Source organism: Galbibacter sp. L-19 (genome assembly GCF_056857615.1).
On record NZ_JBSXNL010000026.1, the window covers coordinates 1 to 21,704 of the forward strand.

General features: G+C 31.5%; 21 protein-coding genes. 1 reads left to right on the top strand and 20 read right to left on the bottom strand.

What is annotated here, in order from left to right:
• Positions 1-583 precede the first annotated feature (583 nt).
• From AC13CQ_RS01585 to AC13CQ_RS01630, 10 genes are all read right to left on the bottom strand, one after another.
• A complete protein-coding gene (locus AC13CQ_RS01585) occupies positions 584-874 on the bottom strand; it encodes a DUF3861 domain-containing protein (protein WP_474507569.1) in 291 nt (96 codons plus the stop codon).
• Positions 875-1,057: 183 nt separating this feature from the next.
• Entirely contained in the window at positions 1,058-1,528 is a 471-nt protein-coding gene (locus tag AC13CQ_RS01590) for a hypothetical protein (RefSeq protein WP_474507570.1), read from the bottom strand.
• 161 nt (positions 1,529-1,689) lie between these two features.
• Positions 1,690-2,526 (bottom strand): class D beta-lactamase, encoded by an 837-nt coding sequence (gene blaOXA / locus AC13CQ_RS01595; protein ID WP_474507571.1) that lies wholly within the window; start codon positions 2,524-2,526, stop codon positions 1,690-1,692.
• Positions 2,527-2,764: 238 nt separating this feature from the next.
• Positions 2,765-4,351, bottom strand: coding sequence for a ribosomal protection-like ABC-F family protein (gene abc-f, locus AC13CQ_RS01600; RefSeq protein WP_008612464.1), 1,587 nt, complete (start codon positions 4,349-4,351; stop codon positions 2,765-2,767).
• Positions 4,352-4,877: 526 nt separating this feature from the next.
• Positions 4,878-5,186, bottom strand: coding sequence for an antibiotic biosynthesis monooxygenase (locus AC13CQ_RS01605; RefSeq protein ID WP_474507572.1), 309 nt, complete (start codon positions 5,184-5,186; stop codon positions 4,878-4,880).
• Positions 5,187-5,199: 13 nt separating this feature from the next.
• Positions 5,200-5,934, bottom strand: coding sequence for a hypothetical protein (locus tag AC13CQ_RS01610; protein WP_157136664.1), 735 nt, complete (start codon positions 5,932-5,934; stop codon positions 5,200-5,202).
• Between the two features lie 112 nt (positions 5,935-6,046).
• Positions 6,047-6,433, bottom strand: a complete 387-nt coding sequence (locus AC13CQ_RS01615) for a DUF3037 domain-containing protein (RefSeq protein WP_008612467.1) — start codon at positions 6,431-6,433, stop codon at positions 6,047-6,049.
• Entirely contained in the window at positions 6,423-7,202 is a 780-nt protein-coding gene (locus AC13CQ_RS01620; protein WP_335588683.1) for a HipA family kinase, read from the bottom strand. Before AC13CQ_RS01620 ends, AC13CQ_RS01615 begins: the two co-directional genes overlap by 11 nt.
• A 414-nt stretch (positions 7,203-7,616) precedes the next feature.
• The gene (gene rlmF / locus AC13CQ_RS01625) at positions 7,617-8,564 is read right to left on the bottom strand and encodes a 23S rRNA (adenine(1618)-N(6))-methyltransferase RlmF (RefSeq protein ID WP_474507158.1); all 948 of its coding nucleotides are present in this window, start codon (positions 8,562-8,564) and stop codon (positions 7,617-7,619) included.
• 14 nt (positions 8,565-8,578) lie between these two features.
• A complete protein-coding gene (locus tag AC13CQ_RS01630) occupies positions 8,579-9,061 on the bottom strand; it encodes a hypothetical protein (protein ID WP_008612473.1) in 483 nt (160 codons plus the stop codon).
• Between the two features lie 326 nt (positions 9,062-9,387).
• Here AC13CQ_RS01630 and AC13CQ_RS01635 point away from each other — a divergent pair, with 326 nt between their 5' ends.
• Complete coding sequence (locus tag AC13CQ_RS01635; protein ID WP_474507159.1) at positions 9,388-9,915, top strand: DUF4494 domain-containing protein; 528 nt, start codon at positions 9,388-9,390, stop codon at positions 9,913-9,915.
• Positions 9,916-10,110: 195 nt separating this feature from the next.
• Here the strand turns inward: AC13CQ_RS01635 and htpG are convergent, their stop codons facing one another.
• The 10 genes from htpG to AC13CQ_RS01685 all read right to left on the bottom strand — a co-directional run bounded on the left by htpG (position 10,111) and on the right by AC13CQ_RS01685 (position 21,590).
• Positions 10,111-11,994 carry a molecular chaperone HtpG gene (htpG, locus tag AC13CQ_RS01640; protein ID WP_337901197.1) on the bottom strand — a complete coding sequence of 628 codons (1,884 nt, stop codon included), beginning with the start codon at positions 11,992-11,994 and terminating at the stop codon, positions 10,111-10,113.
• Positions 11,995-12,688: 694 nt separating this feature from the next.
• Positions 12,689-13,291 (bottom strand): HdeD family acid-resistance protein, encoded by a 603-nt coding sequence (locus AC13CQ_RS01645; protein ID WP_335588679.1) that lies wholly within the window; start codon positions 13,289-13,291, stop codon positions 12,689-12,691.
• 149 nt (positions 13,292-13,440) lie between these two features.
• On the bottom strand, positions 13,441-14,058 hold the full coding sequence (locus tag AC13CQ_RS01650) for a hypothetical protein (protein ID WP_474507160.1): 618 nt from the start codon (positions 14,056-14,058) through the stop codon (positions 13,441-13,443).
• 34 nt (positions 14,059-14,092) lie between these two features.
• Positions 14,093-15,133: a DUF481 domain-containing protein gene (locus tag AC13CQ_RS01655; protein WP_474507161.1), complete on the bottom strand. Its 1,041-nt coding sequence runs from the start codon at positions 15,131-15,133 to the stop codon at positions 14,093-14,095.
• 181 nt (positions 15,134-15,314) lie between these two features.
• Positions 15,315-15,971: a hypothetical protein gene (locus AC13CQ_RS01660; protein ID WP_008612479.1), complete on the bottom strand. Its 657-nt coding sequence runs from the start codon at positions 15,969-15,971 to the stop codon at positions 15,315-15,317.
• A gap of 155 nt (positions 15,972-16,126) precedes the next feature.
• A complete protein-coding gene (locus tag AC13CQ_RS01665; protein ID WP_474507162.1) occupies positions 16,127-17,680 on the bottom strand; it encodes a PepSY-associated TM helix domain-containing protein in 1,554 nt (517 codons plus the stop codon).
• A gap of 1 nt (position 17,681) precedes the next feature.
• Positions 17,682-17,987: a hypothetical protein gene (locus AC13CQ_RS01670; protein ID WP_335588676.1), complete on the bottom strand. Its 306-nt coding sequence runs from the start codon at positions 17,985-17,987 to the stop codon at positions 17,682-17,684.
• Between the two features lie 4 nt (positions 17,988-17,991).
• Positions 17,992-18,321, bottom strand: coding sequence for a DUF3325 family protein (locus AC13CQ_RS01675; RefSeq protein ID WP_474507163.1), 330 nt, complete (start codon positions 18,319-18,321; stop codon positions 17,992-17,994).
• An 87-nt stretch (positions 18,322-18,408) separates the two neighbouring features.
• Positions 18,409-19,125: a DUF4198 domain-containing protein gene (locus tag AC13CQ_RS01680; RefSeq protein ID WP_008612483.1), complete on the bottom strand. Its 717-nt coding sequence runs from the start codon at positions 19,123-19,125 to the stop codon at positions 18,409-18,411.
• 11 nt (positions 19,126-19,136) lie between these two features.
• The gene (locus AC13CQ_RS01685) at positions 19,137-21,590 is read right to left on the bottom strand and encodes a TonB-dependent siderophore receptor (RefSeq protein ID WP_474507164.1); all 2,454 of its coding nucleotides are present in this window, start codon (positions 21,588-21,590) and stop codon (positions 19,137-19,139) included.
• Between the last annotated feature and the right edge of the window lie 114 nt (positions 21,591-21,704).

A 21,704-nucleotide genomic window follows, 5' to 3' on the forward strand; every position in this document is an offset into this window, starting at 1 on the left:
GATTGAAAGATTGTAGGATTGAAAGATTGAAAAAGTCAGAAAACCGAAGTCCGAAGTCGGGAGTTGGAAGGAAGCAAGAATAAAGAGCATAGAATAGATTTTTGCATTCTTGACTCTTGATTCTTGACTCTTGATTGAAAAGAGAGAAGTTGGAAGTCCGAAGCCCGAAGTAAAAAGTTACGCTGTTATGAAGTTACGATGTTACGATGAAAAAAACTGCACACTGTAACTGCCAACTGAACACTCCCGACTTCTGTCTTCAGGCTTTAGACTTTTTTCTCACATTTCCAAATCATCAAATTAGCACATTTACAACTTTGCCTCTCTGAACCTTTGAATCTTTGAGTTAAAAAATTACGCTGTTATGGAGTTACGCTGTTACAAAGAAAAAAACTGCTTATTGAACATTGAACATTGAACATTGAACACTGCATCTGTCTTCTGTCTTCAGACTTCCGACTTCAGACTTTTTTTTCACATTTACAACTTTGTCTCTCTGCACCTTTGAATCTTTGAGTTAAAAAATTACGCTGTTATGAAGTTACGATGTTACGATGTTACGATAAAAAAAACTGCCTACTACCTAACTACTTTTTAATTTCTTCATGAACTTTTGAATTTCTGGGGAGAGCTCAGAAAAAAGTTCATTCTTTCTATTTTTAAGCATTACTTCTGTAAAGAGTTTTAGACCGATAGCAAATTCTATAGATTGATTCTCGTTTTCAAATAGATTTTTCTCTTTTATAAGCTCTATAATATGAAAGATTTCGTCATGATTTTCAAATTCTATTTCCAAGGATTTATCCTGTTTTTTATCATCATTGGTTGTTTGAAGCTGAGTTAGTTTTAAAGAATACTTGTTTGTTTTTTTCATCATTTAATATTTAAACAATTAATGGAGTTTTTGATATCTTTTTAAGAAAATTTAAACGCTTTAATAGATTGTTTATGTACTATTAATTACAAGACTTTAACCTTATTTCTTCAAAGATACCCATTTAGTAGGTAATTTCTTATTTCAGATTATTTTTTAGAATAGGAGAGGTGTTTGCTATAATTATTCTTCATTTGCGACCCAAGTGTTGGTGGTAAAATCAAACGTAAGAGATAAGGTGTTTCCTACTGAATTATTAACCTTTTCCAATTTATCTACTACTGTATCTTGACCAGATATTTTTGTGAGTTTTGTGCTAATTAAACTTATATTATCGGAAATAGGAGTAATTTTTATTCCTACTACTTTGTATTCTTTTACCATTCTCGAATCAACAGTAATGGTTTCATCACAACAATTTATACCAGAATAAGTTAATACTTTTTCCTGTAGCTGGTCTTTCTCATCTGTTGTAATAAAAGTAGCTTCAAATTCATAGGGTAAATCGGCGCCCGTAGATTCAACATTGAAGGCAAGTTCATAATCATCAAATTGAGATAAATCAACTTCCTTATTTTTATTGATATTATCATCAGAAGAACATGAGATTGAAAAAAATAATATGGCTAGAACTAGTAGACTTTTAATTTTCAAATTGATTGATTTTTAAATCCCTCGCGGATTTGTCCCGAGGTAGTTAATTGAATACTAAATATCGGGATTTTTGAACGAATAGGGAAATAATGTACTATAAACTTTTATTTTTTTCTAAGCTTTTCCCACATTTATCTGTAAGAAATACTCCCGTTTATAGTTTACTTTATTATTTTCATTTGTTTTAATGCTGTATAAGTTACCTCTTTTCTAATGCTTGGAAACAGATCCATATTAAACTGTTGTTTAGGCGCTACATTTGTTGCAAAAAAATAGCTGTTGTTTTGAACTTCCACATATCCAACAAACCAACCATTATTGTTTCCATTACTAATAGACCAGCCTGTTTTACCACTAATTTTATAGTGGTTGTTAGTCTCCATAACTATCATTTGTTTTATAATCGACTCTGTCCGCTTAGAAATAGGGAGTTTAGATTGATAAAACCTTTTTAAAAAGTCTATTTGTTCAAACTGATTAATTCGCGATTCTCCTTCTAGCCAGAAAGAATCAATGTTTGTAGCATCAACTTTTATAGCTCCATATTCAAATTTCTTTAGATACTCGGACATTCTTTTAGCCCCAATTTCTCTCGCTACTTCTTGATAGCAAGGTACGCATGAATAATGAAAGGCCTCTTTGAAAATTAAATCTTGCTCCCAGCTTTTAAGAAATCTTTCTTCTCCGTTCCATTCAAAAAGAGTACTATCATTTTCAACAACACCCGTTTCTATTGCTATGATTGAATTGGGGATTTTGAAGGTAGAAGCTGGTAATTTTCCTTTTTTTGCCCATTTAAAATCATTAGAATAATATTTGTCCTCCTTAAGATCGTAGATTACAATGGAACCTTTAATAGCAGCCGAATCGATAATAGTTTGAAATTCTGGAATTATAACCTCACGTTCAGCAGAATTATTATTTGTATTAGAAGATTTCTTCTTATCTGTACAAGAAAGAAAGAGGATGAACGCTGATAGAATATAAAGTAATTTCATTTTTTTATAATGGTGATAGGGTTGAAAAATACTGAACTTTAGTTACCTATTGCTTTACTCGATAATCGAAATTTGAATGTTCCAAAGTCTGTCCTGAGTTTACCGAAGTGCTTGCCCCGAGGTAGTTTACTTAATCATTCCTTTTCAAAATTAATGAAGAAAAAGGTTTTATACTAGTTATTATAAATTCTTAATTAGCTTTTAGATTTGACGGTCAATTTATTTAAATTATTCCTTTTCAAAGTTTAATTATCCGATTTATATTTATTTGTTCTAAAAGTGTTTCATCGTGCGAGACAATAATCAATGTACCTTGATACTCATTAATTGCAGCTGTTAGAATTTCTATATTTTGAAGATCAAGGTTATTCGTAGGCTCATCAAGGATAATTATATCGGGTGATCGATTGCTAATTGTCAAACAACAAATCATTAATCGCATTCTTTCTCCGCCACTTAAAGCGCTAATAGGTTTGTCCCATTCGTTTTTAGTAAATAAAAATCGGTTGAGTCTTATTTTTATCTCGTGTTCTTGTAAAGTAGACGAATTGAATTGTTGAGATTGCTCGAAGACGTTCAATTTATTATCAAGCAAAGAATAATCTTGATCTATATAAACCGAACTATTTTCTGCTCTTTTGATGTTTCCTAATTGAGTTTCTAGCGTTCCTAAAATCAATTTGATTAGCGTTGTTTTTCCTGAGCCGTTTTTTCCTTTCAGAGCAATGCGTTCACCACTAATTATTTGGAAATTGAGATCTTTCTCCCAAAGCTTATTTGTATTGTATTTAAAATTGATATTAGTTGCTGTAAACAAAATTTTTCCTTTGTGTAAAGATGAATCTTCAAAGCCAAATTTCATTTTATCAATATCGGATAATGTTGAACGAAAGTTTTGCAATTCTTTAGAAATACCATCAACTTTTTCAGCATGAATTCCTTTCATTTTTGAGGTACTATTTTCAGCATTGTTTCGCAAAGTATTCATCATAATTCGGGAAACCCCAGATTTCTCCTGTTTGCCTTTTCCTCGCCTGTCTAACTTTTGTTGACGCTCCAATGTTTCTCTTTCCTTTTCTTTGGCTTTTTTTAATGCTTTTTCTTTACTCTGAATATTATTACTTAAAGCATTGTTTTCTATCTGTTTTTGCGCTGTATAAAATTCATAGTTTCCACCATATACTTTAATAGCATTCTTACTTAATTCGGCAACTTTATTTAAAAGGTTTAATAATTTTCTGTCATGGCTAACAATAACCAAAGTACTTTTTGTAGACTGAATAAAATTATATAAAAGTTGCCTCCCTGTAGCATCTAAATGATTGCTGGGCTCATCGAGTAAAATAAATTTTGGTTGATGGATTAGAATACCTGCGAGAAAAACTTTTGTTTTTTGTCCGCCACTTAAAGATTTTATAGGTGATGATATGTTTAAATCACTGATATTCCAATATTTTAATGCTTCTTTGTAGCGGTCTTCAATTGTCCAATCATCATTCAATATGTTGAAATTTTCTTCAGAAGTATTTCCATTTAAAATTTCTCGAAAAGCATTTAATTTTTTATGAATCCGTAATGCTTCAGCAATTGTTAAATGATTGTATTGTCCAAAAATCTGAGGAATATAATAAGGCTCGGATTCTATTTGTAAATGTCCTTCTGCATATTGTAATTCTCCAGCAACTATTTTTAGTAATGTTGATTTTCCTGTTCCGTTGTTACCGATTAAAGCTATCTTTTCTTGGGCATTTACTGTGAGATTAATTTCTGAAAACAGCAAATCTTTGTTGGGATGTGTATATGAAAGTTGTTGTATAGTCAACATAATTTCTTTCTTTAAAGATTAAATAATGAAACAAACCGTATTGCAGCTTGTTTTCTTTAAATAGTTTGAAAGAAATTATTTTTCACATATTGTTTTTAATTAAGGCATCAAATTTACAAATTATTTTTTTTATAATGCCATTCTCTATCTATTGCAAAATTAAAAACCACAATGTGAGAGTCGTAAGTAGCACTCAGACAAATTGTATAATTAAATGTAGATTCATTAGAAATGGAAAGTAGGAGTGTAGTATTGAATTCTCTAATTTTTGCACCTGGATTAGCAAATTCATTTGTAGGAATAAACTGAAAATCTGAATTTAAAAAGTTGTTTTCAACTTTTACGCTATCTGGACAATTGTTCTATTCAAAATATACAGTTTTGTATGAAATGTCTAAATTACTGATTAGTTGTATTAAACATACTATAAGATTCAACTTGTCTAGAAAAGATAGAACTCCTAACATTTATATAATTTATTAGATACTATGTTTATTAGTTCAACTAAATGAAATGTCAAAAAATATCATTTTCTTTTTGGTAAAAATTCGTACTCATAAAATGTCTCTCGAACTGGTTTGAAAACTTCTATTTTTTTTGAAATTTTAGATTTAGAAACAATTTCTTGAGCAAATTTTTCAAATTCTTCTTTTGATTCCCAAGTAGCATAATTAATTACAGTGCTTTTATCTTCATTGGTAATAATTTGAGAAGATATAAAACCAGGGGAAGGACTTACCTCTGTTGCAAAAAAAATCTTAATTAGTGAAATTAGACATTGAAAATCATCTTTCTGTATTTCGAAACGAACTAGAACGCAATATGTTTTTTTCATTGTAATTGCTTTCTTAGATGTTATTACTTTTTAATAGAAATCGAGATATTGCATTCTCTTTTATTAAGTCATTTGTATATTTTGTGATTGAATCAGAAATTAATTCTGGAGATGCTAGTTGTAAAAATCTTAGTGTTTTGTCTTTTTGAGGAGTAACTAGTACTGTTTTTCCAAAATTCAAATCAAAAAGTTTTGTGTTTATAATTGCATATGCTGTATTATCTGCTGTTTTAAATGCCAAATAGTCAATTCTGTTATTTTTTGTTTTGAAAAATCCCTGTCCTAGATAATCAGGATGATTTCTTGATAAAACAAGGCTCTGGTTGTTGTTGTTGATTGTGTCGGTTAAAACAATTATTTGAAAAAATATTTCATCTTTTTTGTTGTTTAATCTGTTTTTATTCAGTTCATTTTGCCCAATAAAAAAACTGTTCATTAAGAGTGTTTTGTCTTTTAATTTAAACACTCCCGATTTATTACCCAATCCTTTAAAGCTTTCCTCTCCTAATAAGCTGTACTTTGGAACTGGATAAGCTCCTAATTCAAATGGGCCGAAATCTCCAATTTCAATCAATTGCTTGTCATTTTCAAGCATTTCCATATCCCAAGTCATAGAGTCTTTAGTATTGTTTATATGTTTAAGCCTTTTAGTTTTAGACCATTTGTTATTGCTTTTTTCTACTGATTGGTTTTTAGAACAAGCTATAAGTAAAATTATAAATAGGGAGGTAATAATTCTATTTCGCATAGTTTTCATTTAAAAAGTAATTTTATTTTTTTGCCTAAAGCCTAAAGCCTAAAGCCTAAAGCCTAAAGCCTAAAGCCTAAAGCCTAAAGCCTAAAGCCTACTGCCTTCATGCCTACAACACATACTTCTCAAAAATATCTTGTAAAACTTCTTGAGGGTTGGCGTTACATAGTCCTGGATGTGGTTTGGAGCTTTGAATAATAGTACTTCTAGAAGCAACAAGCCAACGGAATCTATCGGATATTTCTAACTTTCCAATAGCACCCCCAGCAGGAGCCCCTTGACAAATAAGTTCCCACGATTTTAGATAATCTTCAAGGAAATTGACATCCAATTCTTCAGAAAAAGCCTTTAATTTATTCGTGTCAATATGGTATTTTACTTGTAGGTATTTTTTACTTTTCGAAAAAAGTATGACCCCAACATTAAAGAATTCTTCCCGTTCTACTTTTGGAACAACTCTAATAATTGCATATTCATATTTTACTCTATCTTGCATCGTTCGCCTCTTTTACTAATGAATCAATTTTGGAAAGTTTAGTAGTTATAAATTTAATATAAGCTACTCTCATTTCGTTTGGAGTTAATGTATCAGACTCGCTTAACAACCAGTCTTCAGGAATTAGAGATACAATTTCTTTAATTTTTTCTTCGGTTAATAGTTTTTTTATTTCTTCGGATGCTACTTCAAGCATAGTAGCACGCTCCAAAAGTACGTGGTCTTTTATAAGTGGGAAAGTTCTGGTAAGATGATTTTCCCATTGTTGCCAATTATGATGAAAATAAAAACTGGCACCATGGTCTATAAGCCACAATTCTTTATTCCAATTTAATAGATTGGTGTTTTTATGAGTACGATCTATATTGCTAATAATACTGTCCAAAAGCACTATTTTAGAAACTGTCATTTCATCAGAAATAGGAACGAGAGGATCGTAAGTAATAGCGGTAGATAAAAAGTGAAGTCCCAAATTTAAACCAACACTAAATTTTAGTAAGTCTTGAATCTCTTCATCGGGTTCGGTTTTACTAAACGAATCATCAAGATTCATAAAAACTAGTTCAGGGACTTTTAAGCCAATAGCACGTGCTATTTCTCCACCTAGCAATTCGGCAATGAGGGCCTTTTTTCCCTGCCCTGCGCCTCTAAATTTTAGTACATACAGGAAATCATCATCTGCTTTTACAATAGCAGGAAGCGATCCACCCTCTCGTAAGGGCTTTATGTATTGAAGTACATCTACAGTACGAATTTCAATTTTACTCATTTTCAAATTTACATATTTGAGTCGGAAGTTTTGGAAGTTGAAAGTTGAAAGTTTGTAAAGTAAAAAAGTTATGTTGTTATGAAGTTACGATGTTACGTAAAAAAAACAGGGAAGGAGTTGGAAGGTTAAGATTTAAAGATTTAAATATTGAAGGATTGAAAGATTGAAAAAGTCAGAAGTCCGAAGTCGGGAGTTGGAAGTTGGAAGGAAACAAGAATAAAGAGTATAGAATAGGTTTTTGCATTCTTGACTCTTGATTCCTGACTCTTTGATTGAAAATGTACGCCTTGAACATTGAACACTGCATTCTGTCTTCAGACTCCCGACTTTTTTTCTCACATTTTCAAATCTTCAAATTAGCACAATCACAACTTTGCCTCTCTGCACCTTTGAACCTTTTAAAGAAAAAACTGCCTACTTTCTCGAAACACGCCATTGATTTTGAGCTTCTGTGGAGAGGAATGTCCATGCTACTATGCGACTTATTTTGTTGCCTGTACCCATTTTAATAGTTTTAAATTCTGCTACTTTTGCTTTGTCTAAAAGCTTGTAAATTCCTTTTAAATTGGATTCTTTGGAAACTAAAGTAGTAAACCAAAGACAGTTGTTTTGAAACATCATACTTTCTTTTATCATGTTGCCGATAAAGGCAAATTCTCCCCCTTTATAGATAAGTTCGTTACTAATTCCAGCAAAATTTAGGTCAGGATTTTTCTCTTTTTTTCCTGAGAGATTTTTAATTTTTCGTCGGGTTCCTTTTAAAGCGTCTTCTTTAGATGCATGAAAAGGTGGATTACTAATGGTAACATCTATTTTTTCATTTGTAGCTATTATCCCTTTAAAGATTTGCGTTGGGTTATTTTGTAATCTGCATTCAATTTTCCCTTTTAATTGAGGGTTTGAAGCTATAATATTTTTTGCGTTGGCAATAGATTTCTCCGCAATATCACTCCCAATAAAATTCCAGTCATATTCGGTAACTCCTAAAATAGGGTAGATGCAACTGGCTCCCATCCCAATATCTAGACAAGTAATATTATTTTTCGGAATTTCTCCTGAATTATTAACTCTTAGTAAATCGGCAATATAATGCAGGTAATCAACTCTCCCAGGAATTGGCGGGCATAAATTAGCATCTGGAAATTCCCAGTATTCAACTCCATAATAATAGTGGAGTAAGGCTTTGTTGAGGATTTTTACAGCCTCAGGATTAGAAAAGTCAATACTTGGATTACCAGCTTTATTAGGTTTTATATAGTTTGCTAAAGAAGGTTTGCATTGTATTAACGACTCTAAATTGTATAGATTTCTATTCTTATTTCTGGGGTGAAGTTTAGATTTTTTATCAGTACCTGAAGACATCTTTAGTTATAAGTTTATACTGCGCTAATGATTGCAAGATACAGATTTGCAGCATAACCACAATAAAGGGCAAGTTCTTCAAAATTTGTTTGTTGATCAAAGTTTATCTCTTCAATTTCGTAATCGTAGTTTAATTTAGTCCATTTATTCTCAGACTTTAAAGAAAATTGTAGTTCGTTACTTGCATTAAAAACTTCAAATTTTAATTTCCACAAAGAATTATTTTTCAATATGTAATTAATTTCCTCCTCATTGTTTGTAAGTTTTATAATAATGTAACCTTTTAAATTAAAGGTGATATCCCCAATAGCCTCTTCATTTTTAAAAATATTAATTCTACTAGTCCATATATTTTTAGGCTTTAATGTAATAGTATGACTATGTAGTGTAGCTGTAGCATTTTCCGAAAACCAGTTGCTATATTTTAATTCGGTAATAGTATTGTTTTGAACTATTAAATTGAAATTACCTTTGGCAGAAGTCGATACTATTTTCATGTTTCCTATTTATAAAATTCTTCTTTGAGAGTTGTAAAATAAATAATATTAAATAAATAGTAATGTTATTTCAATGGTTATTATTTTGAATCCCTCATTGAGGGTTTTATTCCCCGACATTCTACGTCGAAATGGATTAAAATATTTTTCCTTTGAATACCTCGTAGGCTTGCCTCGAGGTAGTTGATTCATTAAAAAAAATCTTCAATATTCTTTAAATCAATACCTTGAAGAAATTGCCTTTAAATTGTGGATATCTATTGTAAGAATTGCTAATTCTATTTTATGGTAACGGCTATATTTGACTTCGAAAAAAAAGATATATTATGAGTGCAACTTGGTACGAATGCAAAGTAAAGTACAGAAAAACAAACGACACAGGAGTTCAAAAAATGGTTACCGAACCTTATTTGATAGATGCCGTTTCTTACACAGAAGCAGAGTCGAGAATAAATGAAGAGATGTCGGCTTATATTAGTGATGAGTTTAAAATAACAAATATAAAAGTAGCTAATTATGCCGAAATTCACCCTTTTGAAAATTCCGACCGTTGGTTTAAGTCGAAGGTAGCTTTGGTTGCTTATGATGAAGAGAGTGGGAAAGAGCGTAAAACAAATATTTATTTGCTAGTACAGGCAAATGATGTAAAAGAAGCTTACGATAACACAGTAACTGCCATGAAAAATACAATGGGAGATTATACAATTCCAGCTATTTCTGAGTCGCCTATAATGGATGTATTTCCTTATTTTTCTGGAGAAGAAGAAGATTTGGCTAGCGTAGAAGAGTTTAATAAAATTAAAGCTTCTGTACTTGTAGAAGAAGAGGAGGGAGTAGAAGTAGAAAAAATTTAATCCCTCCTAGGGGTCTAACTCTCCAGCCCTGTCCTGAGTTTATAGAGGTGCTCTGCGTGTAAATAAGTTAGATTTGTTTCTTTTAATTAAATACCTTTTGGGCTTGCCTTTAGGTAGTTGATTATAAAAAAGGTATAAAAAAAAGGCTTCTAAAAAATTAATTTAAGAAGCCTTTTTCTGTATAATTCTAGATGCTTATTTTATCATTTCGTAGCTACGTTTTACAAAATTGGTAAGCTCTTCTCCTTTAAGCAATCCTTGAGAAAGTCTTGCTAAGTCTAAAGATTGCTTAATTAAGCGTTCTTGTTTTGCTTTTGTTTTGGTATTCAAAATGTCGTTAACAAGTTCATGGTTTGTATTTACCACCAAGTTGTACATTTCTGGCATATTGCCCATTCCAAACATTCCGCCACCTCCAGTAGCACTCATTTCTTTCATTCTACGCATAAATTCTGGTTGCGTAATAGTAAATGGAGAAGCTTTGCTATCTAAGGCTTCCAGTTGTACCGTAAATTTTTCTTTCGGAACAACTTCATCTAAAACAGTTTTTAGAGATTCCTTTTCTTCATCTGAAAGTTTAGAAATTTTCTCTTCGTCTTTTTTGATTAAATTATCTAAAGAATCTGAATCTACACGAGTAAAAGAGATATTTTCTTTTGAAGTTTCTAATTTCTGAATTAAATGTGAAACAATTGGAGAGTCTAATAATAACACTTCATACCCACGCTCTTTTGCTTCGTTAATGTAGGTGTGCTGTGCGTCTTTATTGCTAGCATAAAGAATTACTAACTTTCCATCTTTATCTGTCTGGTTTTCTTTTATTTTCTCTTGAAGTTCTTCAAACGTAAAATAAGTGTTGTCTACCGTTGGGTAAAGCGCAAATTTATCTGCTTTTTCAAAGAATTTATCTTCAGAAAGCATTCCGTATTCGATAACTATCTTAATATCGTTCCATTTTTTCTCGAAATCTTCACGATTTTCATTGAAAAGAGATTTCAATTTATCGGCTACTTTACGAGTAATATAGCTAGATATTTTCTTAACATTTCCGTCGGCTTGTAAATACGAACGCGAAACGTTTAATGGAATATCTGGAGAGTCAATAACTCCTTTAAGCATGGTTAAAAATTCAGGAACAATTCCTTCTACATTATCTGTTACGAATACTTGGTTTTGATACAGTTGAATTTTATCTTTCTGCATCGTCATATCGTTAGAAAGCTTAGGGAAATATAAAATTCCCGTAAGGTTAAACGGATAATCTACATTTAAATGAATATGGAATAAAGGCTCCTCAAATTGCATTGGATACAACTCACGGTAGAAGTTTTTATATTCTTCTGGAGAAAGATCTGCAGGTTGTTTTGTCCAAGCTGGATCCGGATTGTTAACGATATTATCTACCGTAGTTTTTTCCTCCTTAGCATCGTCTCCTTCTCCTACAGTATTTGTTTCTTCACGGGTTCCAAATTTAATTGGAACAGGCATGAATTTATTGTATTTGGTAAGGAGTTCATTAATTTTTCCTTCTTCTAAAAATTCTAATGAATCTTCGTTTATATGAAGAATGATCTCTGTACCACGTACTTTTTTGTCAGTTTCTTCTAAAGAATATTTCGGAGAACCATCACAACTCCAATGAGCAGCAGGCTCATCTTTGTATGATTTAGTAATAATTTCAACGGTATCTGCAACCATAAATGCAGAATAGAAACCGAGTCCAAAATGACCAATAATTCCGCTGTCTTTAGCAGAATCTTTATATTTATCTAAAAATTCTTCAGCTCCAGAAAAGGCTACTTCATTGATGTATTTTTGTACTTCTTCGGCTGTCATTCCTAATCCTTGATCAATAATATGAAGTTTTTTAGCCTCTTTATCTATCTTTACTTCAATGATAGGATTTCCATATTCTACGCCAGGCGCTTCTCCTATATTAGTAAGGTGCTTTAATTTAAGAGTTGCATCGGTAGCATTGGAGATAAGCTCTCTTAAAAAGATTTCATGGTCGCTGTATAAAAACTTTTTTATCAGCGGAAAAATATTTTCAACAGACACATTGATATTTCCAGTTGTCATAGGTAAAGTATTTTTTTATGAATTAATTTCTAATTCTTAATAGTCAAAAAAAATACCAATTGATTAACAGTGACAAGATGACAGCGATTTAATTTGTTCTTCCTTGGAGCGCGATACTAATTTTAACAAAATATTTTGTTTAACGATTAGTGTTTATTGTTAAACGTTTGTTATCTTAGTGAGAGAAAAATATGGGATGAATCGCTATGAAAAAGAAGATTAACATCCTCCATATATAGATTTTTATAATTGGTTAGGTTGTTTAAGAGCGCATAACAGTTTTATGGTTATGCGCTTTTTTATATGTACCTAAATATGGTATAAAAACCTACATTTTATTATAAATCATTAATGTTCGATTAAAAATACAAGACCGCTTCGCTGTAAGAGAAAAGAACAAAGACTAAATCTTAACTATTATAAAATGAGTAGTTTAAATAAATAACATTAGTAAACTCCTCCTTTTATTCATTTTTCTTAATAGCAAGGGGGTTATTTTAAAAACCTTTATTAACCCTTGATATAGGTGGAATGCAATAAACGCTGCCCGCATTTATCGGACAACAATAATTATAAACCAATTTTAAGTCAAAAATATATTAAACTATTTTCCTTTTAATACCTCATAGGCTTGCCTAGAGGTAGTTGATTGTAGTTTGGTTTTATTAAGATGTATACTAATGTATTTGTAGGCTTAATCTCTTAATTTTTGTTTGGTCTCGTCTATTTCTTCTTTAAAATCTTCCACTTTGTCTTTAAGCCATTTACTTCCTTTTCTTAATTTAAAAGCAATAATAATCATTACAATTCCTATTAAAAGAGCAGCAAAGGCAATAATCCACATAATATAACTTATTCCTAAAAGTGGGGAAGAAGCAATAATAAGTCCAAAAATTACAGAGAGTGTTCCTCCAAGGATAATCCATCCTTCACCTTCAATTTCTTTACGGACTTGAATTCCCATAGCTATTCTGCTAATTCCTCCAAAAATGAACCAAAAAGCTACAGTAAACCCTACAATTAAAAGGGTAAGCCCCGGCATGTTTAATAAAATAATACCAAGAAATAGGCTAATAGCTCCTTCTAAAAGAATAAGCCATTTATCTTCTCGTTCCTTCCAACTAGCAAAAGCAGCAAGGATGGTAAAGATTCCATCGGCAATCATTAAGATAGCAAACCAAATGGCAAGTCCTGTTGCAGAAATAACAGGGTTCATAAAAATAAGAATAGCAAAAATAACTAGAATTAGTCCTTTTATAGCCAACGCCCACCAGTTTTTTGTAAGAGATCTAAGCATGAGTACTTGTTTTTAGTGTTAATCCCTCATTGAGGGTTTTATTCTTCAAAGCCTATCCAGAGTTTACGAAGGGCTCTACGTCGAAATAGATTAAATTATTTTCCTTTGAATACCTCGTAGGCTTGCCTAAAGGTAGTTGATTTTTATAGTTAAAACTTCTTTCCGTATACTAATCCTATCGAAAAGGTATCATAATATTTTTTGTTATTGTATGAGAAACTAATAGAGAGTTCTTTGGAGTCTTTTTCAAGAATAACATATTCTGTAGCTAGATGTAGAATTGGTAAAGTTTCGTTTTTATCGATATCAAGACCACCACCAGCTATGGCAGTCCATTTAGGGAGTATTTCGTACACAGCTCCAACCGCTAATGATAATGCATTCTCTCTTTCTAACTCTGCGTTTTCATCATCTTTCTCTACTTTATATTTTACAATTTCAATATCGTTGTAGGTTCCAATACCCCATTTTTCTGTAAACCAGTACTCGTAAGAAAAACCAATTGATGGAACAAAGATTGTTTCTTTTTCTCCGGTGTCTTCATCTTCTCCTTGAGGAATCCAACTATACCCTAAAAATAAAGCCAGTTTATTTCTTTTAAATTCTTCAGACTCTTCAAAAGCTTCCTCTGCATTAAATTCTAACTCTTCTTCAGACTGATTTCCATTTTCTGTTTCTTGAGCATTTACACCAACTGCAATCATTGTAAATACAAAAAAGATAAAATAACTCTTTTTTAAGGCTTTTAAAAAATGTAATTTTTTCATGGTTTACGGAGTGTTATAACTTAAACGCTAACTTTTATAATTCCCAACCAAAAGTGGTTTGAAAAATATAATCCACTTTGGCAGCACTTTCAATAGGTTTGCTATCAAAGTTGTGAGTAAATCCTAGTTTTATAAAAAATTCATAAGGTAAATCATATTTAAGATCTAAAGTAAAATCGGTTCTTAACCTTCCAGATTCGGTTAAACTAGGGTAGGCAACTAGATTAGTATACAAGCTAATATCATCAAAATCAAACATGTTTAATTCTAACCCTAAATAGGCCTCTAAACTATTTCTTTCCGTATTAAATTCGTCCGAAAAACGTTCGTTGTTCCATGCTAAACCAGTTCCAGCTCCAAAATATACTCTATTGGAATGAATAAAATATTTACCAGCACCCCCTTTAATAGTGGTTCGTAAGTCCAATTTTTGTTCGTCGTTTGATAAGAAATCACCAGATAATGACAAAAACCAATCATTTTTCAGGAAATATTTGGCACCAATATTTGCATCGGTACGATTAGTTTCTGGAACACTATCTTGTTTACTTACCACAGAATTATAGCTTGCATTAGCTCCCCATGTATCGGCAATATAACCGAGGGTACTTCGAACTGTAAACTGACTCAAATTATTGCTTTTTGTAAAGTTGTAACCAACCGAAAGAGAAGCGCTAAGTCTTGAGAAAAAACTGGTTTTTATTGCTTTTATATAAACAATATCACTAATATTTACAGTTACTTTTTCGTTGATACTTGTTAGATCTACAACCCCAGTATCTTTTGCTTTTGTATGAAGATCTGTATTAAGTCTTACACCATTGTTAAGTGTTACTAAATAATATTGGCTACTACTTATTTTTTTAACCTTAATCCATTTAATTGTAAAATCGCTGTCGCTATAATCTGTTTCTATAGAAAGCACTCCATTTTTCATTTCTTTAATTTCTCCAACAATAATATCCCCATTGTCTAGCGCAAGGGTGTCTGACGTTTGAGCGTAACTGATTTGAAAACTTATAAAAACAGAAAAAGCGATTAAAAATTTTATAAGCATATGGTTAGTTGTATGCATATTTTCAATAAAAATTAAATTAATTTACCTTTTATGGATAGGGAGGGGGAAAGAATTTTACCGAGAAAAGATTCTTTTTTTCTACGGTACTATAAATATAGCAGATATTTTTAAATGTAAAAAACGGTTATGGTAATTAATTACCATAACCGTTTTTATATTGTATTGTTTTTTAAAAAAGTTATTTCAACTTAGCAAGGATTCCATCTTTTTGTAATCTTCCTACAATAGCATCGGTGTACCCTTTTGTAAAATCTTCAATGTTATTAGGATTGTATGTTTTTGATTGTGCAGACCAGATTAACTCTTGGCTTTGCGCATCATAAATATTTGTTTCAATGTAGTAAACTTTATCTGTTGTATAATATCCTGGGTCGTATCCAAAACCATATGCATAGTTATAGTACCCGTAGAAGTTTCCGTAGTAACCATATCCCATTGGGTTGTATAAACCATACGCATTAGTAGAACCTTGAACATATCTAGTTTCATCTTCTTCATGACGTAGTGTTACCGTTAAAATAGCTTCACTTTTAGATGCTTTAATTCCATCTAATAAAACTTCTTTTGAAGGTTTGTTATCTTTTGTAAAAGTTCCAGGAAATACATCATGACTTTTAGTGGCTGTAATTCCTCTTTGGGTCATTTGAAATCCTAATTCATTTTCAATAATTGTTTTATTAGGAACGTTTCCTGTAATAGCTGCTATAAAAACACTTTTATATTGTTTAGTAGCAAAAGCTTCTTTATTTGCCCAAGAAGCTGTAATGTCTGTAGTAGTTCCACAAGCATATACTAATACAAGCGCTAAAATTGGAACGATAAATTTTTTGTTCATAACGAATAATTTTTATGCTAATTTAGATTTATTTTTTCTAAAATACTAAATTTAAAATGATGAATAGTTATTACTTTTCTTACATGAAGATATGAAATTATCTTCAAAAAATGCATTCAGTTTTTTTGAAACTTACTTTTAGAGTTCCATTATTTTTAATGTGATGTTTCTTTTTTCTTAATCTTAAATGTTACTAATAGCGTAATTATTGCAAGAATTAACCAAAAAACATCAATAAAGAAAGACTGAAATTGTCCGTTATTATATGCTAACCAAAACCAGTTCCCTGTTACAATTCCATTTGTTATGGGTACGAAAAAACCTATAATACTTCCAGAAAGTAAGGCGTATTTATTAGTAAAATAAAGACTCTTTCTAAAAATAAAACTTAGAGAAATTATAAGCCATCCAATAAAATAGAACTGATAAATAAAAGCTTGATCAACAGGACCAAAAGCTTTTACTGCAATAAATGTTAATGCTGTAATTGGATACATAGCCATACTGATAGCCAAATAAATATTTACTAAGGCAGTATTGAATTTTCGCTTTTTCTCTGGAACATTTTTTTTATCTCTAGCAACTAGCCAAATTAGTACTCCAGAGATAATTACAAAACAAGAAATAAGCCCCAAAATAAAACTAATAATCCTAATAGAAAAACCACCATAATCTCCATAATGCAAACGATACATTATGTTTTTCACCCCATCCAAATAAGAAGTATCTGTAAACGGATTTTTCTCTGCAAGAACCTCTCCATTAGTTGCTTGGTATATTATTTTGCCGTTTCCAGTAAATTTCTTATTCCTGTCTAACTCTCCTTCAACAGCAATTCTCATGTCTGCATCTCCAAAGTTATAAATATGAACATGAGAAATATTGAAATTGTTCCATTTTTGCCTTGTTTGTTCTATGTATTTTTCTACGGAAGGAACTGTTTCTAATTCTTTATAAGCAAGAGGAACAGGTTTGTCAAAATATTCTAGGTCTTCATATAATTTTTGTTGATTTCCATCATAAAGAAGCATAACACTAGGTGCCGCCATGAGTAAACTCAGCATAAAAAAGGCTCCAGTAACTGCATATACAAATTGAAAAGGAAGCCCAATTAATCCTAATGCAGTGTGTGCATCTGTCCAAATTGTTTTAAGTTTTGTTTTTGGTCTGAAGATGTAAAAATTGGAAACAATTTTATCCCAATGAATAAGGACGCCTGTTATAATTGCAAATAGAAAAAAGAAAGCAATAAATCCAGAAAGGTAATATCCAAAAGGGTAGGGGATCTGAGCAAAAAAGTGCAAACGATATAAAAACTCCCCTAAGGTATAAGATTCTATATAATTATAAGTATTAAATGTTTTGGTGTCTAGATAAAAGAAAGCTCCCGTTTTTGCATTTTCTGTAGCTAAGGAATCTTTGGAAGCCGACATATTAATATCTAGCCTACGTTCGTTATAATGCTTTCCTATTTCGAGATCTCTTCCGTAGAGCGTGTAATTTTTTTCTATGGAATCTATAACCTTATCAATATTTAAGGTAATTCCAGTTTCTATAGGAGTAACTTCTTCATTTTTTTGCCAGTTGGCAATTTCATCTCTAAAAAAAGAAAATGAACCAGTAAAGAAAATAACAAACAGAGCGGCACTAATAATAATACCACTAATAGTATGTAAATGAAAAAATATATTATAGGAACGCTTGTTCATTTTATGGTTGAATAATAGGGTTATATATTTTTCCTAAATACAGGATTGCATAAAATACTCCGCTCAATAAGAGGTATAGTGCCCATATTTTCAAGCCATTTTTAGCTAGAAAAGCTACTATCATTAAGGTAGCCCAAAGGATGAACCCTGTGAAAGTTGAAGAGATCATTACATTGACGTGGTTTAACCAGACTGCTAATGCTAAATGAAAAGTAATGGTAACCATATAGCCGCCAATAAAACCTGCAGATATTTTAGCCAAACGTTGCCATGGAGAGCTCGTTAAATATTTTTTATTAGCTGGCATAAGTTTAAATAATAAAATTTTCTATTACCAAAGTGCAAACAAAAACCACTAAAAGAGTTTTGTAGGTCATAAGTTTTAATGGAGTTAATAAAATAACTAAGCTACCAAGTGTCATTAAAACAATAAACCATAAAAATGTACCAGTTGCAAACCCTTCCGTTAGAATAGATAATCCTAACCCTATTAATAGCAAAAATACACCTGTTAACTTTAGAGGTTTATAGCGCTGTTGTATCCAAAGGTCAATTTTGGAATTATTTAAAGCTGCTCTTTTAGAACTGCTATATAGTGTGTAAAACCCTAAAAAAATAAATAAAATAGTTAAAGTAGTCATTGGTTTATTATTTATGGTTTGTTTTTTGGTGTAAACAAAGACAACTCTGAGGGTAATTCAGAGTTGTTTTTGCTAAGTCAAATATGGTTATTCTGGAATACAATAGGTAGCACAATGCCATACAAATTGGTAATCCTCTCCATTATAAGAGCCAGGAACTTCTTCTTTGTAGGTAGTTTCTAAAATGTATTTTGTATCCCATGGTTGTTTGAAAGAAATATATCCTTCTTCATCACTATGTAAAGTTTTAGACCATTGGTCTGAAACAAAAACGGTTACTTCATTTTTTGCCAAAGGCTTATTTTTATAAAGCACCTGAAGTTTTACTTCTTCATCATTAGAAGCTATTCTTTTTACGGTAATTCCTTCTTCATTTTGCGCTGCAGTGTCGTTGCTGTTGTTTCCTACGTTTACATTAGCTACAGAATGATAATGAGTTTTAAAAATTCCGAAGTCGTACTGCGTATAATCAATTACGTCAACTTCATTGTTATTTAAAAGGATGGTGTAAGTTCCTTCTTCTGTAGGAGTAAAAGCGGTTAAGTAAAAAGTTTCTTTAGCTGAAGTTTCCAAAGGAGTTTTTACTCCAGATGGAGAAACTAACCAAACAGTAAATTTATTTACATTTGAAAAGGCGTCTCCTTCAACTTTTTCAATAACGCCATACGTATATTCACCAAAGTGTACTTTTACTTCTTGTTCTTTTCCTAATTCTCCATTGGTATTTGTTTCAATCCAAAGGTAATGTGCAAAAGTATTGGTAGTTGCAAGTAAGAAAATTGCGATTGCTATTATTTTTTTCATGGTATATTTAATTAAAAGTTATAAGTAAAGTTTGCAGAGAATGATCTTGGCATTTGCGGACTCACAGTAGACCAACCAGTGTAATATTCTTCGTTTGCAATATTGTTTAATTTAAGAGTAATGCTAAAGTCTTTTACTTCGTAAAATATAGACGCATTTAAAACTGTATGTTCAGGAACTGTAAATGTACCGGCTAAGTTTCTGTTAAAAATCATATTATCACTAGCATAGTTTCCTCCAAAACCTGCACCAAAACCTTTTAAAGAACCATTGTAAAAATGGTAGCTAGCCCATAAGTTAGCCAAATTTTGAGGTCCTGCTTGTTCTGGTCGTTTATTAACAAAATCTTCCGCACCTTCGGTAACTTTACTGTCGTTATAGCTATAACCAGCAATGATATTTAATCCTTCAATAGGGTTGGCAGTAATACTTGTTTCAAAACCTTTACTGTACTGTTCTCCTCCCTGAGAGTAGGTGGTAGGACTTGTGCTTAAAACAATGTTACTTACTTTTATATCATAGTAACTTAAAGTGGCGGCAAGCTTGTTTTCAAATAGACTTAGTTTTGTTCCAACTTCAAATTGATTTGCTTTTTCAGGATCAAAACTTAGTGTTGTAGTTGTTTCTCCATCTTGAACAATTCTTGGAGCAACATTGCTAAATCCATTCATGTAATTAGCAAAAATTGAAACCTTGTCTAAGATTGGTTGGTAAATTAATCCGAATTTAGGAGACAGCGCAGTTTGTTCGTGTGCATCATTAGAGAAATGATCAAGTCTTAAACTAGCCATTGCAGATAACTGAGGCAGAAAGTAAATAACATCAGAAACATATGCACTGTATATTTCTTGTTTCGTCTCGCTGTATTGAGCGCTTGGATTTCCTAATGTAGCAATACTAGCATCTGCACCAGCTTGTGTTAAAATACCTGTATCGTCAACAAAACCATCATTCATTGGAGTTCCAAATTGTTGGTGAAGAGCAGGAGCAACAGCAGCAAACTCGTCATTATTAGTACCTATATAAACAAATCCTTGGTTTGCATACCCTGTACTATTGTTAATAATACGTTGATTGTAATAATCCAATCCTGCAACCATTTTGTTTTTCAAGTTTCCTAAATTGAATTCTCCAATAAAGTTTTGTTGGATATCTACTCCTGTTTTTTCTGAATTTTGTTTGCTTGTATAACGAGAAAGGATAATCCCATCGTTAATTGGAGAAACTTGATCTACGGTATTTGTTATTTCATATAAATAGGAATAATATCCATCAGATTTTGCACTCGAACTCGATATAGCTGTTTGTGAAGTCCAATTATCGCTCAATTTGTAACGCATTTCCCCTTGAACACTAAACGTAGGGTTTTTAATTGTTAAATCGTTACTGGTGTAAGAACGGTTATTATCATAGCCTAATTCATCAATATTATGCACCCTTAATTCTGCACCTCTATCTAGAAATAACATAGTTTGGTTAGTGTTTTCTCCACTGTAAAATTCAGTGTTGATATTGAAAGTCAATCGGTCGTTTGCTTTGTAAGCTAGAGATGGAGCTACATATATAGATTTTTTTAAGCCTGCATCCTGAAAACTATTTTGGGTATGATAGGCAGTATTAATACGAAGCGCTACAGTTTCTTCTTCATTTAATAAAGTATTGATGTCTGCAGTAACACGGTTTAATCCATAGCTTCCTCCAGTATAAGAAATACTTCCTCCAAATCCGTCAAAATGTGGACGCTTTGTGTTTACATTTATTAATCCACCATAAGAAATTAAACTACTCCCATATAAAGTACCCGATGGGCCTTTTATAATTTCTACATTTTCAATATTTGCAGGATCCATAGTTCCGTTGGTTAAACTAGGTAATCCATTCATCATGGTTGGTTGTACCGCAAAACCTCTTAAAGAGTAATAACCGCCACCATCGCCACCACGACCTGTAGATTCCCAAAGTTTGTATATACCAGGTGCATTTTTTAACGCATCTTCAAAATTTGTAATAACTTGTTCGTTTAATAACTTGCTCGAAACGGTATTGTATACTTGTGGGTTTTCAATGTCTTTTAGAGGAAGTTTAGAGACAACAGTGCTTTCTGATCTGTAAAATTTATTCTTTTTATATCCTTCTAAAACTACTTCTCCAAGCTCTTCACTCTTTTCAATAATTTCAATAGTACCTATATTGGTAGTTTGGTTGTTGTAAACACGAATATCTTTTGAAGTGGTTCTAAACCCAATATAGGATACTTTTATTTTATATCTTTTTGCTGGAACGTTTTCAATTTCAAAATAACCAGATTCATCTGTGTTAATTCCAATATTTGTTCCTGTTAAAATTATATTTGCGCCAGGAATAACTTCCCCGCTGTTGGAAATTACTTGCCCTTTAATTTGCCCTTGTTGAGCAAAAACAAAAGAGGTAATAGTTAAGAATAGTATAGTAACTATATTTTTCATGTATTCAATTATTATTTGTATTTGGTCTAAATAAACTAGACCGCAAATTTAAAAAAGCTACTACATCATTAGTGACGCGATATGGATAAAAAAAGACGTGATTTTATTAATTAT